Origin of the sequence: Neorhizobium sp. CSC1952 (genome assembly GCF_030378245.1) — a bacterium.
In the GTDB taxonomy this organism is placed as follows: domain Bacteria; phylum Pseudomonadota; class Alphaproteobacteria; order Rhizobiales; family Rhizobiaceae; genus Neorhizobium; species Neorhizobium oryzae_A.
Genome location: NZ_CP128416.1, coordinates 2734929 through 2752480, shown reverse-complemented (window position 1 = coordinate 2752480; position 17552 = coordinate 2734929). Strand labels below are relative to the sequence as shown.

The window sequence follows — 17552 nt, the reverse complement described above, 5'->3', positions numbered from 1 at the left end:
AGTTTCCGGCCGTGGCGACATCACCTGCGACAATCGGGCGCATGGGCGATTATGTGGCCGAGACGCGGACGATCATTACCGTCCGACGCGGTCGGCGACGACGCGCCAGTTCACTGCCTTGTCCAGCACGGCGCGGATATGCTCCGGTTTGCGGTTTTCGTAATCGAGATAATAGGCGTGTTCCCAGATATCGATGCCGAGATAGGCCGGGCGTCCGACCGCAAGAGGGTTGTTGCCGTCCTCATAGCCGACCACGGTCAGTTCGTTCCGGTCGTCGCGCGTCAGCCATACCCAGCCGGTTCCGAACACTTCGTCGGATACGGCAATCGCCCGATCGACAAAGCCGTCGTAGCCGTCGAACCTGTCGTTGATCATGGCGCCAAGATCGCCATCCGGCCGGTTCGGGCCGCCCGGCACGAACTGTTCCCAATAGGCCACATGGTTCCATGCCTGAGCGGCATTGTTGAAGATTTTGGCATCCGCGTCGGAATCCGCAGAAGCCTCGACGATGCCGGCGAGGTCCATGTCCGCATAGCGGGTACCGACCGCAAGCTGGTTCAATTTGTCGAAATAGGCCTTGTGGTGCTTGCCGTAGTGCAGCGATACGGTCTTCGCCGATATGGCCGGCGCAAGCGCATCCTCCTTGAAGGGCAAGTCTGGCTGGGCGAGCGGCAGCGCCGCCCTGGCGATGTTCGGCGTGGGGAAAACGGCAGCGGCGGCGGTGAGCGCACTGGCAGTCAGAACGGCGCGTCGTGTCATATCCATCGGAAAACCTCCTGGAAGCGGGTGATGACACGCGAACCCGGGAAGGCTGCAAATGTTTCCTCAAAGAGCCGTTATCGTCCCGCCCCGATCACTGCCTGGAGGCGAGGCGCTGGTCGAACGGCGAAACCGCCGCCCGGATGAAATCCACGAGCTTCTGGGAAGCGAGCGACAGCGGCCGACCGTTCGGCGTCAGCAGCCAGACGTCCATGAAGGTTTCGGGCAGCAGCGCCCGCCGGACAAGCCGGTCCTCGGAATAATCGAGCCCGACGAACGGCGGCACGATCGATACGCCCACGCCGTTGGCGACGAAGCTGCAGGCGGTTTCCGAAAGGGGCACCTCGATGCGGTTGCGCTTCTGCACGCCCTTGAGCTGGAAAGCCCGGTCGATCGTCATCAGCGAACAGTCGTCGCGGAAGAGCGAGATGAAGCTCTCGTTGCGCAGGTCGTCGATCTCGATCACCTGCTTTTCGGCAAGCGGATGCCCGGCCGGCAACACGCAGACCATGGCAAAGCGCATGATAATCTCGGCGCCGACATTCGGGTGGTCAAAGGGCAGCACGCTGAGCCCGATGTCGATCTGCCCGGCCGCGACCAGTTCGCCGATCCGCGGCGAGGTCCTGCTCTGCAGGGTGAAATGGATGTCCGGCTGTTCGGCGAGGAAGGGCGAAAGCGCGTTCGAAAGATAAAGCGTTGCCAGCGCCGGCGGGGCCGCGATCGTCACCTCCCCCCATTCCCGGTTGCGCACGGCTTCCGCAAGCCTGGCGATCCGCTTGGTACCGGAAAACATCCGCTCGACCTCGACCGCCAGCATGCGTGCCTCGAGCGTCGGCACCAGCCGGCCGCCGCTGCGCGTGAAAAGCTGGAAACCGCAGGCTTCCGAAAAGCTGCGCAGGAGCTTGCTGACGGCCGGCTGCGAAATGCCGAGCCTTTCGCCGGCACGCGTCACCGATCCGGTTTCGATCGTGGTGTGGAAAGCTTCGAGCTGCCTGATGTTCATGATCGGTCGCCCCCCGAATGCCGCGATATTCAACATGAGTTTTGGTTATAATGATTGGATAACAAGCTATTTGACAATCATATTGTCAAGGCGCTTTATCATATGAGCGATACCGGTTGCAGACCGAAGAGGGGCGATATTCGGAAGAAAAGAGCGCCGCTCCGTCAGGAATCCGGCTCCGCAAACAATCATCTGCAGGCCCAATCCGGTCCGGCAGGCGGCTTCTCGTGAGGCCGGCTGGTGCACATGCATGCGAAGGCCGCGTAAGGCGGCCCATCAAAGAAGGGAACGACGACACATGAAGAAACTCCTCGGCTTGTCCATTCTGGCTCTGATGGCGGCAGCGCCCGCCAATGCCGCAATGCTTTCGGTCTGCATCGAAGGTTCGCCGGAAGTCTTCAACCCGCAGCTCACCAGCAACGGCACGACCTCCTATGTCCTCGGCCAGATCTACGACGGACTGGTGTCCGTCAAAGCCGGGTCCTCGGACATCGAACCGGCGCTTGCAGAGAGCTGGATCGTTTCGGATGACGCCCGCACCTACACGTTCAAGCTGCGCCAGGGCGTGAAGTGGCAGTCGAACGACAAGTTCACGCCGACCCGCGAATTCAACGCCGATGACGTGATGTTCACCTTCGAGCGGATGATGAAGCCCGATCATCCCTATGCCAAGGTCAACGGCGGCAATTTCATCACCTTCAGCACCAAGCTCGCCGACGCGCTGGAATCGGTGAAGAAGATCGACGACTACACCGTCGCCTTCACCTTGAAGAACCCGCTCGCCCCCTTCATCGGCATCATGGCCCACCAGTCGCTGGCGATCACCTCCGCCGAATATGCCGACGCCCTGTCGAAGGCCGGCACGCCGGAACTCATCGACCGCCAGCCGATCGGCACCGGTCCCTTCCAGCTGCAGGCCTATCAGCAGGATGCCGTCGTCCGCCTCGTGCCCTTCAAGGACACCTGGGGCGCCGCGATCAACAACCCGGCCCGCACGCCGATGGTGGATGGCGTCGTCATGGCGATCAGCGCCGACGCGTCGGTCCGCCTGCAGCGCGCCATGGCCGGCGAATGCCAGATCGCGCTTTATCCGAACCTTGCCGACCGCCAAATGATCGAGAAGAGCGAAACTCTCGACCTCGTCCAGACCCCGGTCGCTTCCACCGGCTTCATCACCTTCAACTTCAGGGAAGACAAGTTCAAGGACAAGCGCGTCCGCGAGGCGCTGGCGCACGCGATCAACATCAAGCCGCTGGTCGATCTCGTTTATGACGGCATGGGCACCGTCACCGGCGCGGTCATCCCGCCGTCGCTCTGGGGCTATGACAAGGATGTCGGCCCTTACAGCTACGATCCGGAACTGTCGAAGAAGCTGCTGGCCGAGGCAGGCTTGCCCGAGGGTTTCTCGACCCAGCTCTGGGCCGTGCCGGTTTCGCGTCCCTACATGCCGAACGGCCGCCGCGCCGCCGAGATGATCCAGGCCGACTGGGCCAAGATCGGCGTCAAGGCCGAAGTCGTCTCCTACGAATGGGGCGAATACATCACCCGCGCCCGCAACGGCGAAGCCGAAGTCGGCATGTTCGGCGGCATCTACGACTTTCCGGATCCGAGCCAGATTCCGAACAACTACTTCACCTGCGATTCCGCCGGAAAGCCGAGCCCGTCGAACATCGGCGCCTGGTGCGACAAGGAATTCATCGGCCTGATGAACGAGGCCGGCACCGTGACCGACCAGGCCAAGCGCATCGAGCTCTACAAAAAGGCGCAGGAGGAATTCCATGCGGAGGTGCCGGCCGTCATCCTCGGCGGCGCCGACACGATCACCGCCGTCTCCAAGAGCGTCAAGGGCTACGTCCCGGCGATCTTCGGCACCAGCCGCCTTTCCGGCGTGACGGTGGAATAAAAGCCGACAAATGCCGGCGGCTCGTGCCGCCGGCATTCCCCGGCCCTGGCTGGGCCCAAGTTCGAAATGCAGGAATGGAATAATGCGTGTCTTGATCATCGGCGCCGGCATCCTGGGCGCCAGCGCCGCCTATCATCTCGCCTCTCAGGGCGTCGAAGTGGAAATCGTCGACGAGGCCCATCAGGGCAAGGCGACCATGGCCGGCGCGGGCATCGTCTGCCCCTGGGCCACCAAGGCGGACGAGCCGGACTGGTACAGGATGTACGCCGCCGGTGCCCGCTTCTATGACGGCCTGATCGAAGGACTGAAGGCGAAAGGCGAAACCGATCTCGGCTACGGCAAGGTCGGCGCGCTGGTCGTCGCCGAAGACCGCGCCGAATTCGATGCCGCCGCCGAACGCGTCGCACGCCGCGTCAAGGACGCGCCGGAAGCCGGCAATGTCCGCCACCTGACGCCGGCCGAAGCCCGCGCACTCTTTCCGCCGCTGCGCGAAGACCTCGACGCGATCCACATTCCGGGCGCCGCCCGCGTCGACGCCCGCCTGCTTTCCGCCGCCATGGTGCGCGCCGCCGTCGCCATGGGCGCGAAATTCCGCAGCGACTACATGACCCTGAAGCTCGACGGCGATCGCGCCCGCTGCCTCGACAGCAACGGCACCGAGATCGCGGCCGACGAGATCATCGTCACCGCCGGCGCCTGGGCCTCGCAGATCCTACGCCCGCTCGGCCTTGACCATCCGGTCGTGCCGCAGAAGGGCCAGATCGTCCATCTGCGCCTGCCGGGCGTCGCGACCGCCAAATGGCCGGTCGTTCTGCCGATGAGCAGCCATTACATGCTCGCCTTCGACGATTCCCGCGTGGTGATCGGCGCGACCCGCGAGAACAATTCCGGCTTCGACTACCGCGTCACGGCGGCAGGCGAGTATGAGGTGCTCGGTGCCGGCCTCAACATCGCGCCGGGCCTTGCCAACGCGACGCTGATCGAAACCCGCATCGGCTTCCGCCCGGCCGGCGAGACGATGAACCCGATCCTCGGCCGCGTCCCCGGCATCGCCAACCTGACGCTCGGCAACGGGCTCGGTGCCGGTGGCCTGACGATCGGCCCCTTCGCGGGCGCGCAGCTCGCCAGGGTCGTGACCGGCCAGGCGACCGATATCCCGCTCGACCGCTACGCTCCGCAAGGCCGCGGCTGAGCCGCCCTGCCCCCTTAAGCTCCACCCCGACCTGCCGCGACGATGCGGCGGGCATCCCCTCCCTTTGTCAAAGGAATACTCGAAAATGATCAAACGCCACCGCAAACACCGCATCATGCACGGCGCCGTCGAACACAACGGCGTGCTCTATCTCGGCGGCCACGCCGCCGGCGACATCTCGGTCGGCATGAAGGAGCAGACGCAGCAGACCTGCGCCAAGCTCGACGAAGTGCTTGCCGAATGCGGCTCCGACAAGAAGCACATCCTCTCGGCCCGCATCTATCTCTCCGACATGTCCCGCAAGGAGGAGATGAACGAGGCCTGGCTCGAATGGATCGACGGCGACGACCTGCCGTCGCGCGCGACGATCGGCGTCGCCGACCTCGGCGATCCGAAGCGGCTGATCGAGATCGTGCTGATCGCCGCCAAGAAGTAGGACGAATGACGGGCGGGCTCAAGCTCGCCCGTCTGCATTTTCAGGACTGGAGGACGGATATGACGGACAAGCTGAACCGGATCGACGATCGCTACGCCACCAGCGAGAAATACACGACGCTGCGCGGCATCTATAAGGACGCCAAGCGCCGGCTTTCGGAGATCGACTGGAACTATCTTTCCTGCGGCACGGGCGACGAGGTGACGCTCCGCGAAAACACCGCCGTCTTCGACGAGATCCGGTTCGAGGTGCCGCTCTTTGCCGGCATCGGCAATCCCGACACGCGCACGAAGGTGCTCGGCTTCGACCTGAGTTTCCCCGCCTTCATCGCGCCCTTCGGCGGCGGCGAGGCCGTCTTCCATCCGGAAGGACATCTGGCGATCGGGCGGGCCGCCGCGTCCGTCGGCATACAGCAGATGGTGCCGGTCGCCGCCGCCCATTCGCTGGAAGACGTCGCCAAGGCCTCGCCCGTCGCCTCGGTCTTCCAGATGACCTTCGTCGGAGACGAAGGGGCCGTGCTCGACATGATGGAGCGCGCCAAGGCCGCCGGCTACAAATATATCTGCGTCACCTATTCGCCGATCCGCCAGTGGCGCGAGCGGATGATGGAGGACCGCTTCTCGATCCGCGGCGAAACGGGACCGTCGAACTTCGGCCCCGGCAAGTCCGATCCGGCGGCACTCACCGAGCTTCTCGATTTCACGCAGCCGCGCTGGACCTGGACCCAGGCCGCAAACGTCATCAAGCGCGCGCCCCTGCCCTGCATCGTCAAGGGCGTATCGAGCGTGCGCGATGCCAAAGCCTCGCTCGATGCCGGTGCCGCCGGCCTCTACGTCTCGAACTATGGCGGCCGCACCATCGACCGCACGCCGCCGGCGCTGGAAACGCTTCCCGCGATCCGTGAAGCCGTGGGCAAGGATGTTCCGATCGTCTTCGATTCCGGCATTCGCCGCGGCAGCGACATCGCCGCCGCCGTGGCGCTCGGCGCGGATGCCGTGGCGCTCGGCCGCATCGTCGCCTACGGGCTTGCTGCCGACGGCGAATACGGCGTCAGGCGGACGCTGGAGCTCTTGCAGCGGGAATTCTGGACGACGCTCGGCCACCTCGGCTGCTCGACCGTCGCGGAACTGTCCGGCGGTGTCATCGCCCCGAAGCGCTGAACCTCACGCGATCTGCACGAGATGACCGGGAGAAACCTCGCGATATTCGCGGGGTTTTGCCACGTAGTCGGCGGGCCGGATCGGGCTCTTCAGCTCGTCATTGGCGGCCATGCGCTTTTCGCGACGGCGATCCGGATCCGGCACCGGCACGGCGGCCATCAGCTTCTTCGTATAGTCGTGCTGCGGATTGCCGAAGACGGATGCGCGCGGCCCGATTTCGACGATCTCGCCGAGATACATGACCGCCACGCGGTGGCTGACGCGCTCGACCACCGCCATGTCGTGGGAGATGAACAGGAAGGCGAGGTTGAGGCTTTGCTGCAGGTCGAGCATCAGGTTGATGACCTGCGCCTTGATCGATACGTCGAGCGCCGAGACGCTTTCGTCGGCGACGATGACCTTCGGCTGCAGGGCGAGCGCCCGGGCGATGCAGATGCGCTGCCGCTGGCCGCCGGAGAATTCGTGCGGATAACGCTTCGCCATGTCCGGTGTCAGCCCCACCTTGCGCAGCATGTCGGCGACGACCTCCTTCGCCTCCTTCCCCGTACCCATCTTGTGCTCGAGATAGGGCTCGGCGACGGCTTGGCCGACCGTCATGCGCGGGTTGAGCGAGGCGAACGGATCCTGGAAGATCATCTGCACGGACTTTCGCATCTCGCGCATTTCCCGCTTGTCGAGCGACACCATATCGCGGCCTTCGACGATCACCGAACCGGCATCCGGCTCGATCAGCCGCATGATGGCACGGCCCGTCGTCGATTTGCCGCAGCCGGATTCACCGACCAGCGAAAGCGTCTCGCCGGCTTGAAGATCGAAGGAGACGTTCTCCACCGCGTGCACCCGGCCGCTCAGGCGTCCGAACAGGCCGGAATGAATGTCGAAACGCTTGGAAAGGTTCTTCACCTGAAGGATCGGCTTGTCCTTCGCGACCGTGTCCGGCACCTCCACCGGCGTGTTGGATTCGCCCGTCGCGGTGTTGACCACCGGAAAGCGCAGGGGCCGCTTGTAGGCCTGCATCGACCCGAGCACCGGCACGGCGGAAAGCAGCGCCCGCGTGTAGGGATGCTTGCCGCGATGGAAGATGTCGGCGGTGGCGCCCGTCTCCACCTGCTCCCCGCGATACATGACCACCGTCCTGTCGGCGATCTCCGCGACGACGCCCATGTCGTGGGTGATGAACAGCACCGAGGTTCCCTCCTCGTCCTGCAGCATCTTGATGAGGTCGAGGATCTGGCCCTGGATCGTCACGTCGAGCGCCGTCGTCGGCTCGTCGGCGATGAGAAGCTTCGGCTTCGAGGCCAAGGCCATGGCGATCATCACGCGCTGGCGCATGCCGCCCGAAAAGCGGTGCGGATATTCGTCGAAGCGCGAGGCGGCCGAAGGAATGCGCACCTTTTCGAGCAGCCGGATCGTCTCGGCTTTCGCCTCCGCCGATGACATTGCCTTGTGGCACAGCAGCGCCTCCGAAATCTGGTCGCCGATGGTGAAGAGCGGATTGAGGCTCGTCATCGGCTCCTGGAAGATCATCGAGACGTCGTTGCCGCGCACCTTGCGCATCTCGTGTTCGGGCAGCGAAAGCAGATCGCGCCCGCCGAGCACGATCCTGCCCTCGATACGGCTCGAATCCGCCTGCAGCAGCCGCATGATGGAGAGCGACGTGACGCTCTTGCCGGAACCGCTCTCGCCGACGATCGCCACCGTCTCGCCCGGCGCGACCGAAAAGGAAACGTCCCGCACCACCGGCTTCCATTCGCCGTCCACGTTGAACGAGGTGGTGAGGTGCTCGACGGACAGAACCGGTTCGAGGGCTTGGGCGATTTTGGCTTCGGCGGTGGTCATGGTCGTTCCCTTTCTTATTATGTTACCCTTGAAACTATCGCTATGCGCTGGCTCGCCTCCAGCACGCAGGCCATCGCATTAGAAAAATGCGGATCAGGAGGCTTGCTCCCTCTTCTCCCCAGCGGGGAGAAGTGCCGAGCGCATGCGAGGCGATGAGGGGGCCGCGGGCTCCACCCCCTCATCCGACCCTTCGGGCCACCTTCTCCCCGCTGGGGAGAAGGGAACATCGTCGCCGGCAGCCCACCCAAAGCAGCGATGGCGTCAAGTGCAATCATCTTGCTCAATCCGGCCAGCGCAGCACGCCGTCGAAGCGGTGCCTGCTGCGGTCTTCGATCGGCGTGGCGATGATCTCGTTGGAGGCGCGTGCCTTGTCGAGCTCCTCGGCAAGACGCGTTGCCACGATCGTCTCCTGCCCCGGATGCAGATTGCACGGGTCGAGGTAGAAGTGATTGTGCTCCACCTCGTGGTCGCGGACGATGACCGGCGGGTTGCCGCGGGCGAGGGCTGCGGCAAGGTCCCAGGCGGTGATATGCGCTTCCTGCGGCGAGAGGACCACCCGCATGCGGTCGAGCGGGTTGTTGGTCGGGTCCGGCTCGATCAGCGCCGTAACACCCGGCCGGCCGTCCAGAGTCCTTTTCCAGAGATCGAGATAACCCGTCTCGCGTTCGCGGATGCCCGCGTGGTCGCGTTTCTCCCAAGCTTCCAGCGCCGCCATGACGCCGTAGACGCTTTCCTTGCCGACCTTCATGCCGCGGCCGATGCCCATGTTCTGCAGGAAGGCGCTGCGCACCAGGTCTTTCTTGCCGGCGACGATGCCGGAGGTCGGACCGCCGAGGAACTTGTGGCCCGAATAGAGCGCGATGTCCGCCCCCTGCGCCAGGAAGAGCTTCAGGTCGTATTCCGAAGCCGCGTCGACGATGACAGGCACGCCCCTGGCATGCGCGATCTCGACGAATTCGGTGAGATGCAGCAGTCCGTAATCGACCACGTGATGCGACACGACGTAGACGGCGGCGGCGGTCTTCTCGGTGATCGCGTTTTCCAGGTGGAAGCGGTGCGTGGATGTCGCCTGGCCGATCAGCACGACCTTGGCGCCGGCAAGCCGGATCGCCTGGTCCACCGGCGCGCCGTAGCTCACCACATGGCCCGTCTGCACGATGACCTCGTTTTTGTCGGGCGTCACGTCCGGCAGCCTCTCGATGGCGAGCAGGTTGTCGCCGGTCATGGCGCCCGCGACCGCGAGCGTGATGCCGGAGGAGCAGGAGGCGGTGACGAAGCCCGCCTCGCCGCCCGTCAGCCGTGCGATGACCGCGCTCGCCTTGCGCTGCAGGTCGTTGATCTCGACGAACTGCGGCAGGATCGCCGCCATCGCCTCGATCGCTTCGGGAACGACGATCGAGGCCCCGAGGCTGGTCATCGTGCCGGAAACGTTGATGACGGGCCTGAGGCCGATCTTGGTGCGGATATCATCGGACATTCTGTCTCTCCAGGGTGCTGTCTCTTCAAATGAATGGCGGCTGCGGATTGCCATCGACAGCTATGCCATAGTAATGTAATAGCCTCTCGAAACCAGACGAGGAGCCCCGCAAGGCCCTCCAAGAGGAACATCGAGTTGGACGCCAAGACTTCATCCGCAGCATTCTCCGAAGACACGGTTTCGGCGGAAGAAACCCGGGCCAAGGGCGCGCGCCGCTCGCGCGTGAGCGGCATCGATCGTGCGCTGCAGGTGATTGACTATCTTTATGAAACGGGTTCGCCCGCAGGCGCTTATGCGATCGCCAAGGCGGTCAAGGCGCCGCTTTCCACCGTCTACGTGATCATCGACGACCTGGTCGAAAAGAACATGCTGGCCCGCAATGCGGACGGCTCGATCTGGCTCGGTGCGCGGCTCTATCACTATGGCCTCGCCTATGCCCGGTCGCTGGATTTCATGAGTATCGCCACCCACGAGATGCACGACCTCTGCCGGCAGGCGGGCGAGACGGTACAGGTCTGCGGCCGCGACGGCGACTACATGCTGGTCCTCGCCATGGCGGACGGCCCGAGCCATTTCCAGGTCGCCTCGCGCGTCGGCACCCGCGTGCCGCTCAACTGGACGGCGTCGGGCCGCCTTCTGGTCGGCCATCTGCCGGAAGGCGAACGGATGGAGCTCTTCAGGCGCTGTGCCCGCACCTCGCCGACCGGCCGGGCCGAGATCGACGCCCGCACCCTTTCCGACTCCGCCGGAAAGGCCTTTCAGGAGCGCCTTTCGATCCAGGTGGCGGAATCCGATTATGCCGTGGCCTGCATCGCCTCGCCGGTCGTCGACCGGGACGGCCAGTGTGTCGCGACCATTTCGATCGTGCTGCCGGAACAGAAGGTCTTTTCCGACGGCAACCACTACGGAGAGCACGTTCGTGCGTCTGCGGAGCGGATCGAAAAGCTGATGGGCTGGCGCAGCCACTGACCTTGTCTCCTTAATCGTTGAGCGAGACGATCGCCTCGATCTCGACCGTGATATTGCCCGGCAGCGATCCGAAGCCGACGGCGGATCGGGCGTGTTGGCCCGCCTCGCCGAAGACCTCGATGAAGAGGTCCGAGCAGCCGTTGATGACGCTCGGATGGTCCTCGAAATGCGGCACGGCGTTCACCATGCCGAGCAGCTTCACCACCCGCTTCACCCGCGACAGATCGCCGAGCGCCTCGTGCATGACGGCGAGCAGGTTGATGCCGGTGAGCCTCGCATGCTGGTAGGCCTGGTCGACGCCCACCTCGCCTCCGACCTTGCCGGCGTGAAGGTGGCCGTCCATCTCGCGCGGACCCTGACCGGAGAGATAGAGCATGTTGCCTTCGCGCACATGCGTCACGAAATTGGCGATCGGCGGGGGCGACGGCGGAAGCTTTATTCCGAGGGCGGCCAGCCGCTCGTAAGGCGTTTGCGCCGCGGGAGCGGCCTTTGCTGGAGACGTGTTCACGTAAACCCCTGTCATGCTATTTCCTGGGCGATTTCAGTATGTCCGCTCACCGCCACGAATAACCGTGGCTGTGGCGGACGAGCTTGCGGGCGCGCGGGATGTAGCGGCTGGCCGCGATCGCTTCCGAACCGATGACGGCGTAGCGCGGCTCGAAAAGCTTACTGAGACGCGAGACGTCGCCGTTGGAATCCGTCGCCTCCAGATCGGAATCGACGAGATCGAAAACGGTGAAATCGGCGCGCTCCCCGACCGACAGCCGGTTTTCCATCGAAAGCTTGATGACCGAAGCCGGATGATGGGTCACAGCCTCCACGACCTTGTCGAACGGCATGCCGACCGACAGAAGCTTGGACATGGTGGTCGCCAGATCCCAGACCGGGAAGTTCATCGAATGACCGTGCAGGTCCGTCGAGATCGAGTACGGCAGCAGGCCGCGCGCGATCGCCGCTTCCGCGACCTTGAACGAGAAGGAGGCGCCGCCATGGCCGATGTCGAGGCGGATGCCCTCGCCTGCGCAGCGCTCCGCGAGATTGTAGAGGTCCTCGTCCTCCATGATGCTCGAACCGGCCTTGCCGTTGAAGCAGTGGGTGACGACGTCGCCGGGGCCGAGGATTTCCAGGACCTCGTCATAGAGCGCCGGCGGCTCGCCGACATGCACCATCATCGGCACTTTCAGGATCTTGGCGATCTTCTTGCCGAGCTTGACCGGCGTGACGCCCCAGGAACCGGTGATCACGTGGCTCGCCCGCACCTTGATGCCGACGATGTGCTCCTTGTTCTCGGCGTAGCATTCGAGGATGCGGTCGAGGTCGATGTCGCGGATGTCGCGCAGCTCTGCGACGCGATTGCAGGCGACGAGGCCGATCGAGCCCAAATTCAGGAAGGCCTTGATGCGCTCTTTCGACGGCTCGATGATGTATTCGCGAAAACCGTGGAAATTGGCTTCGCCCGCCGAGCCTGCATCGACCAGCGTCGTGACGCCGCGTTCGGCGCCGCATTCGGACGGACGGATCGAGATGTCCGTGCCGCCGTGCCAGATATGCACGTGCAGATCGACCCAGCCCGGCGAAATCCAGGCGCCCTTGCCGTCGACGCGCTCCGCACCGGCAGGTGCGGCAAGCGAGGAGCCGATCGCGGCGATCCTGCCGTCCGCGCCGACGAGGATGTCGGTCGTGCCTGCCGGCGTATCGGTGCCGAAGGCCATCGGCTTCACATTGGTGAGGAGGAGCGGCTTGCCCGCCTTTTCACCGGTCATCTTAGAGGTCCTTTCGAAGTCTTGGATCGAGCATGTCCCTGAGCCCGTCGCCGACCATCTGCAGCGAGAGCACGGAGAGAATGATGGCGAAGCCCGGGAAATAGGTCATCCAGTCGGCCTGGCCGATATACTGGCGGCCGGCGGCGATCATGGTTCCCCAGGTCGGGATTTCAGGACTTACACCCAGTCCGAGGAACGAGAGCCCCGCTTCGGCGAGCATGGCGCTGGCGAAGAGGAACGTGCCCTGCACCAGGATCGGCGAGACGAGATTGCGCAGGACGTGCCGCGTCATGATGTGGAAGGTGGAGATGCCGAGCGCCTTCGCCGCCTCCACATAGGGCAGTTCCCGGATGACCAGCGTCGAGGCACGGACGATGCGCGCGAGCCGCGGCGAATAGACGATAGAGAGCGCCACGATGACCGTCACCAGCGATGGGCCGAGGGCCGCGACGAGCGCGATCGCCAGCAGGATGTCCGGGAAGGCCATCATCGCGTCGATCAGCCGGGCGATCGGCGTGTCGAGCTTCTGGAAGAAGCCGGCGAGCAGGCCGAGCGTCACCCCGATCAGCGCCGACAGCGTCACGACCGCCGCGCCGACCAGCAGCGACAGCCGCCCGGCATAGATGGTGCGCGAGAAGACGTCACGGCCGAATTCGTCGGTGCCGAACCAGAACATCTCGCTCGGCGGTTTCAGCCGGTTGACGATCGAAAGCTTCGACGGCGAATAGGGCGCGATCCATGGCGCGAGGACCGCAAGCAGGACGAAGATCGTCAGCACGATGACGCCGGCGGCAACGGTCTTGCGCTTCAGGAGACGCCGGAGGAATTTGCCGCGCTCGCCGACGGCCGGCTTTTCGGTGGTGGTTGCGATATCGGCCATCGGCGCACCCCTTTTAATAACGTACTCGGGGGTCGACAGCCAGGTAGAGCATGTCGATCGCGAAATTGATGAGGACATAGAGGCCGGCGATGACCAGCAGCGCGCCCTGGATCACGGGATAGTCGCGGCGAAGCACGGCGGAGACGACGAGATTGCCGACGCCCGGCAGGCCGAAGACGGTTTCGGTGACGACGGCGCCGGAGATCAGCACGGCGGCCGTCAGGCCGAGGACGGTGAGGATCGGGATCAGAGCGTTCTTCAGCGCATGTTTCAGCACGACGCGGCGCTCGATGAGACCCTTGGCGCGGGCGGTGCGGATATAGTCGTCGCCGAGCACGTCGAGCATCGAGGCACGGGTGAAGCGCAGGATCAGCGCCGAGGAGACGAGGCCGAGCGCGAAGGCGGGCAGCGTCAGGTGGTACATCCGTTCGGCGAAGGAAGCGCCAGGCCCGCCATAGCCCGAGACCGGGAAGACGTTGAAGCGCACGGCGAAGAACTGCATCAGGATGAGGCCGAGCCAGAAGCTCGGTATGCTCGCCGCCAGCATGGCGACGGTCGTCGACAGCTGGTCGATGAAGGAGCCGCGCCGGTAGGCGGCATAGATGCCGATCGGCAGCGCGATGACGCTCGCGATCAGAAGCGAGAAGATCGTCAGGAAGAAGGTCGGCTCGGCCCGCTCCATCAGGGCGGAAGTGACCGGCATGTTGAGGAAGATCGACTGGCCGAGATCGCCCTTCAGGAGCTGGCCGATATAGAAGACGTACTGGATCGCGATCGACTGGTCGAGGCCGAGTTGGGTCCTGAGTTGCGCAATGTCCTGCGGCGTCGCATCGGGGCCGAGCATGACGGCGGCGGGATCGCCCGGTGTCACGCGCACGATCACGAAGACGATGGTGACGACGAGGAACATCACCACGATCATGCCGGCGACGCGCTGAAGGATGTAACGTATCATTGGGTCGGTTCCTGCGTCCGCAAACGGACAGGATCGAGACCGGGCGCCGGCCACGGCCGGCACCCGAACTCATCGAAGCGGCTTACTTCTTGATCGACGCGTTCCAGAAATAGGGCCACGGCGCCGGATCGACACCTTCGAGCTTCGTGGACACCGCAGCGACCGCGTTGAAATCGCCGATCTTCATGAACGGAACGTCGGCATAGATGGCCTTCTGGACATCGGCCCAGAGCACGACGCGCTTGTCCGGATCGACTTCCGAGGTGAACGCATCGACCGCCGCCTTGCGGGTCGGCGTGTCCCACCAGCCCGGCGAACTGGTGGAAAGCGAGCCGATCAGCGCCGGTTCCGGCAGGAAGGGGCTGTGCGTGATATAGATGTCCCAGAGCGCCTTGTCGGCGCGGCGCTGGGTAAGCGTCGCCCAGTCGACCACCTGCATGTCGACAGTGAAGCCGGCAAGCTTCAGGTATTCGGCGGCGACCTGCGCCATCTTGTAATGGAATTCGTACTGGCGGCTGGTCAGGATGCGGATCGGCTCGCCGTTGTAGCCGGCGGCCTTCGCCGCAGCGGCGGCACCTTCCGGATCGGCGGCGTTGTAATTGCCTTCGACGCCGGCATCCGTGCTCCAGACGTAGTTGCTCGGATAGATATTGCCGTTGAGCGCATAGAAATCCGTGCCGCCGAAGGCCGCTGCCATCATGTCTTCCATGCTGAGCGCCTGGCGGATGGCCTTGCGGACCTCGACGTTCTTGGCCGCACCCTCGGCCGTATTGAAGACGAAGACCGGATAGCCGAAGGGCTTCAGGAGCAGCGGCTGGGTAGCCGTGGACGCCTTGAGCTTGTCGAAGGATTCGACGGGCAGGGAGTCGACATAGTCATACTGGCCGGAAACGGCCGCCTCGACGCGCGTGTTGGGATCCGGGACCGGTACGAAGCGGATTTCGTCGAGATACTGGTGGCGGGCTCCGCCGTAACCGTCGCTCTCGCCTTCACGCGGCTTGTAGCCGTCGAAGCGGGCGAGCTGGATATACTGGTCGGCCTTGCGCTCCTTCAGCATATAGGGGCCGGTGCCGACGAAATCGATCATCGTGTCGGCCTGCTTCTCGGCCGGGATGATGATGGCGGCGGAGTTGTTGAAGGCGAGCAGCGAGGCAAGCGGCGCATAGGGCTGCTTCAGCGTGATGGTCACGGTCGCCGGGTCGGCGGCGGCGATCCCTTCGATGAAGCCCGCAGCCTGCTTGCCGCGCGAGGCGAGCTTCTTCCAGCGCTCGAGCGAGGCGACGACGTCTTCCGAGGTCATGTCGCTGCCGTCGTGGAACTTGATGCCGGTGCGCAGCTTGATCGTGTAGGTTTTGCCGTCGGCGCTGATCTCCGGCAGGCTTTCCGCCAGAAGCGGCGTCACCTTCCAGTTCTTGTCGAACGTGTAGAGCGTTTCGAAGATGTGCTGCGTGACGATCCCCACCAGGTCGGCGGTGGAAACCATCGGGTCCAGCGTCGGCGGCTCGCCGATCGTCGCGACGTTGATCACCCCGCCCTTTTCCTGAGCCATCAGGAACGACGGCGTGGCGACGAGCGCGGTGGCGACAAGGAATGCAAGTTTCAATCGCATGTAGGTGGCTCCCGTTTGAATGTTCCACAATTATGTTATAACGACTTTTATAACAGAATAGCGAAGTGGGAAGCTCTGTCAATGGCATGCGCAACGGCCATCCGGAATAGGCGAAGCCGGCCGCGCAAGGCGCAACCGGCTCCCGAAAGCATTGTTGCCGGCGGATCCTATCGCGCCACATCCACATGGTGGACGCCATGCGGCAGCGGAATGCGCCCAAGGCGTTCGAGCGAAGGCCGCTCGTCCTTCACGACCCGGAAGACCTCGAGCCCCGGCCCGGTCTCCGCACCGGCGCCTTCATGGCCGTGGAACACCGTGGCAAGGAAATGATCGCCCGTCAGATCGAAGGTCCCGCCTTCCGGCAGCACGCCCTCGAAAGGATAGTCTCCCATCTTTTCGATCGCACCGGTTTGAGGATCGAAGGTCAGAAGCGTCACCGTCGCCTCGCGCTGGAAGCGCGGCGTTCCGGGCGGAAAGGCGGTATCCCGCATGTTGACGGTCGCGACCAGCCGCCCGTCGCGGCTGATCGCAAGGCCCTCGGCCGACCAGTCGGTCGTCGCGGTCGCCACCCGCTCGTGGCGGGCCGTTTCCCCATCCGCGGCCGTGTCTGCGAGACGGATGACGCTGATGCCCGACGGCGTCTGCGGAATGCGGCCTTCGAGCGTCGGCGCCTGCAGGTCGCGGCCCCAGTCGGAGGTGATGTAGAAACGGCCGTCCGGCGTGAACCGGCCAACCATCGGATCGCGCCCGGTTTCGACGACATTGCCCCAGGGCGCGAGCACTACCGCGCCATCGGCCTCCGTCACCTCGAAGAAGGCGATACGGTTCTGGGAGTTGATGTTGACGGCGAGGAAACGGCCGGACGGATGCCAGTGCACGTTCGTCGCGGTGACGCCGCCGCGCGGCCCGGGAGCCGTGCCGGCAATTCCGAGATCGGCGAGATCGAAGCGCATCACCTCGCCGAAGCTTCCATCGCGATAGGGCACGATCTGAACGAAACTCGCTTCCGGCGTGTTGGAGACGACAGCGATCCGCATGCCGTCCGGACTGATCGAAAGCGCTTCCGGAAAGGCCTCGATCTCGACCGTCGCGGCAACCCGCGGGGCCGATTTGTCCGACAGATCCACCGCGAAGAGACGCCGGCCGGGCGGCAGGTCCCGGATGGTCTCGCCGCTCTCGGGCCGTTCGCCGAGGCGCTCCGCGACGAAGGCCGTCCGGCCATCCGGAGTGAGCTGCAGGATTTCGGGCGCTGCCGTCACCGAATTCGAGACGGGGACCTCGCTCACGGCCACCTGGCCGTCCTCGATGGAGAGCACCGTCAGCACATCCCGGAAGCCCGCAGAGCGAGGAGTGAGCTGTCCGGTTCCGTAAGTGCTGCCGAAGAATTCTCCGTCGGAGATGGCGGCGATGGTGCCGGCGGAAATGCCGCCGACGAAATCCGGAAGCGAAGCGGCCCCGGCCTGCGGCATGACGGCGGCCAGGAGCATCGCGGAAAGGGTAAAGGTCTTGGTGATCTTCATCTTGCGGCCCGTGTTCGAGGTTTGCACGGGCGCAAGGATGTCGGCGATGCTGATTGGCGTCCAATCGGAAGTTTAGCCTCTGTGATA

15 protein-coding genes are annotated in these 17552 nt (G+C 64.4%); 5 read left to right on the top strand and 10 right to left on the bottom strand.

Annotation, left to right across the window (positions count from 1 at the left end):
- Positions 1-75 precede the first annotated feature (75 nt).
- Both QTA58_RS13425 and QTA58_RS13420 read right to left on the bottom strand, forming a co-directional pair.
- Positions 76-765 carry a superoxide dismutase gene (locus QTA58_RS13425; protein ID WP_289669222.1) on the bottom strand — a complete coding sequence of 230 codons (690 nt, stop codon included), beginning with the start codon at positions 763-765 and terminating at the stop codon, positions 76-78.
- A gap of 88 nt (positions 766-853) precedes the next feature.
- Positions 854-1762: a LysR substrate-binding domain-containing protein gene (locus tag QTA58_RS13420; RefSeq protein WP_085420506.1), complete on the bottom strand. Its 909-nt coding sequence runs from the start codon at positions 1760-1762 to the stop codon at positions 854-856.
- A gap of 298 nt (positions 1763-2060) precedes the next feature.
- Between QTA58_RS13420 and QTA58_RS13415 the strand changes: the two genes are divergently transcribed.
- From QTA58_RS13415 to QTA58_RS13400, 4 genes are all read left to right on the top strand, one after another.
- Complete coding sequence (locus QTA58_RS13415) at positions 2061-3665, top strand: ABC transporter substrate-binding protein (protein ID WP_289669221.1); 1605 nt, start codon at positions 2061-2063, stop codon at positions 3663-3665.
- Positions 3666-3747: 82 nt separating this feature from the next.
- Positions 3748-4857, top strand: a complete 1110-nt coding sequence (locus tag QTA58_RS13410) for an FAD-binding oxidoreductase (RefSeq protein WP_289669220.1) — start codon at positions 3748-3750, stop codon at positions 4855-4857.
- A gap of 85 nt (positions 4858-4942) precedes the next feature.
- Entirely contained in the window at positions 4943-5293 is a 351-nt protein-coding gene (locus QTA58_RS13405) for a RidA family protein (protein ID WP_085420509.1), read from the top strand.
- A 5-nt stretch (positions 5294-5298) separates the two neighbouring features.
- Positions 5299-6453, top strand: a complete 1155-nt coding sequence (locus QTA58_RS13400; protein WP_289669219.1) for an alpha-hydroxy acid oxidase — start codon at positions 5299-5301, stop codon at positions 6451-6453.
- Between the two features lie 3 nt (positions 6454-6456).
- On the opposite strand, the gene QTA58_RS13395 is transcribed toward QTA58_RS13400, so the two are convergent.
- Together QTA58_RS13395 and QTA58_RS13390 are read right to left on the bottom strand one after the other, a co-directional pair.
- Positions 6457-8292 carry an ABC transporter ATP-binding protein gene (locus tag QTA58_RS13395; RefSeq protein WP_289669218.1) on the bottom strand — a complete coding sequence of 612 codons (1836 nt, stop codon included), beginning with the start codon at positions 8290-8292 and terminating at the stop codon, positions 6457-6459.
- Between the two features lie 280 nt (positions 8293-8572).
- Positions 8573-9769 (bottom strand): aminotransferase class V-fold PLP-dependent enzyme, encoded by a 1197-nt coding sequence (locus tag QTA58_RS13390; RefSeq protein ID WP_289669217.1) that lies wholly within the window; start codon positions 9767-9769, stop codon positions 8573-8575.
- A 129-nt stretch (positions 9770-9898) separates the two neighbouring features.
- On the opposite strand from QTA58_RS13390, the gene QTA58_RS13385 reads away from it, so the two are divergent.
- Entirely contained in the window at positions 9899-10738 is an 840-nt protein-coding gene (locus tag QTA58_RS13385; protein WP_289673157.1) for an IclR family transcriptional regulator, read from the top strand.
- 10 nt (positions 10739-10748) lie between these two features.
- Here QTA58_RS13385 and QTA58_RS13380 read toward each other — a convergent pair whose 3' ends face one another.
- From QTA58_RS13380 to QTA58_RS13355, 6 genes are all read right to left on the bottom strand, one after another.
- Entirely contained in the window at positions 10749-11261 is a 513-nt protein-coding gene (locus QTA58_RS13380) for a RidA family protein (RefSeq protein ID WP_289669216.1), read from the bottom strand.
- 31 nt (positions 11262-11292) lie between these two features.
- Positions 11293-12501 (bottom strand): amidohydrolase/deacetylase family metallohydrolase, encoded by a 1209-nt coding sequence (locus QTA58_RS13375; protein ID WP_289669215.1) that lies wholly within the window; start codon positions 12499-12501, stop codon positions 11293-11295.
- 1 nt (position 12502) lies between these two features.
- Positions 12503-13381: an ABC transporter permease gene (locus QTA58_RS13370; RefSeq protein WP_289669214.1), complete on the bottom strand. Its 879-nt coding sequence runs from the start codon at positions 13379-13381 to the stop codon at positions 12503-12505.
- A 13-nt stretch (positions 13382-13394) separates the two neighbouring features.
- Positions 13395-14336 carry an ABC transporter permease gene (locus QTA58_RS13365; protein WP_085420515.1) on the bottom strand — a complete coding sequence of 314 codons (942 nt, stop codon included), beginning with the start codon at positions 14334-14336 and terminating at the stop codon, positions 13395-13397.
- An 82-nt stretch (positions 14337-14418) separates the two neighbouring features.
- Complete coding sequence (locus QTA58_RS13360; RefSeq protein ID WP_289669213.1) at positions 14419-15945, bottom strand: ABC transporter substrate-binding protein; 1527 nt, start codon at positions 15943-15945, stop codon at positions 14419-14421.
- A 167-nt stretch (positions 15946-16112) separates the two neighbouring features.
- Positions 16113-17465, bottom strand: a complete 1353-nt coding sequence (locus QTA58_RS13355) for a hypothetical protein (protein ID WP_289669212.1) — start codon at positions 17463-17465, stop codon at positions 16113-16115.
- Positions 17466-17552 lie beyond the last annotated feature (87 nt).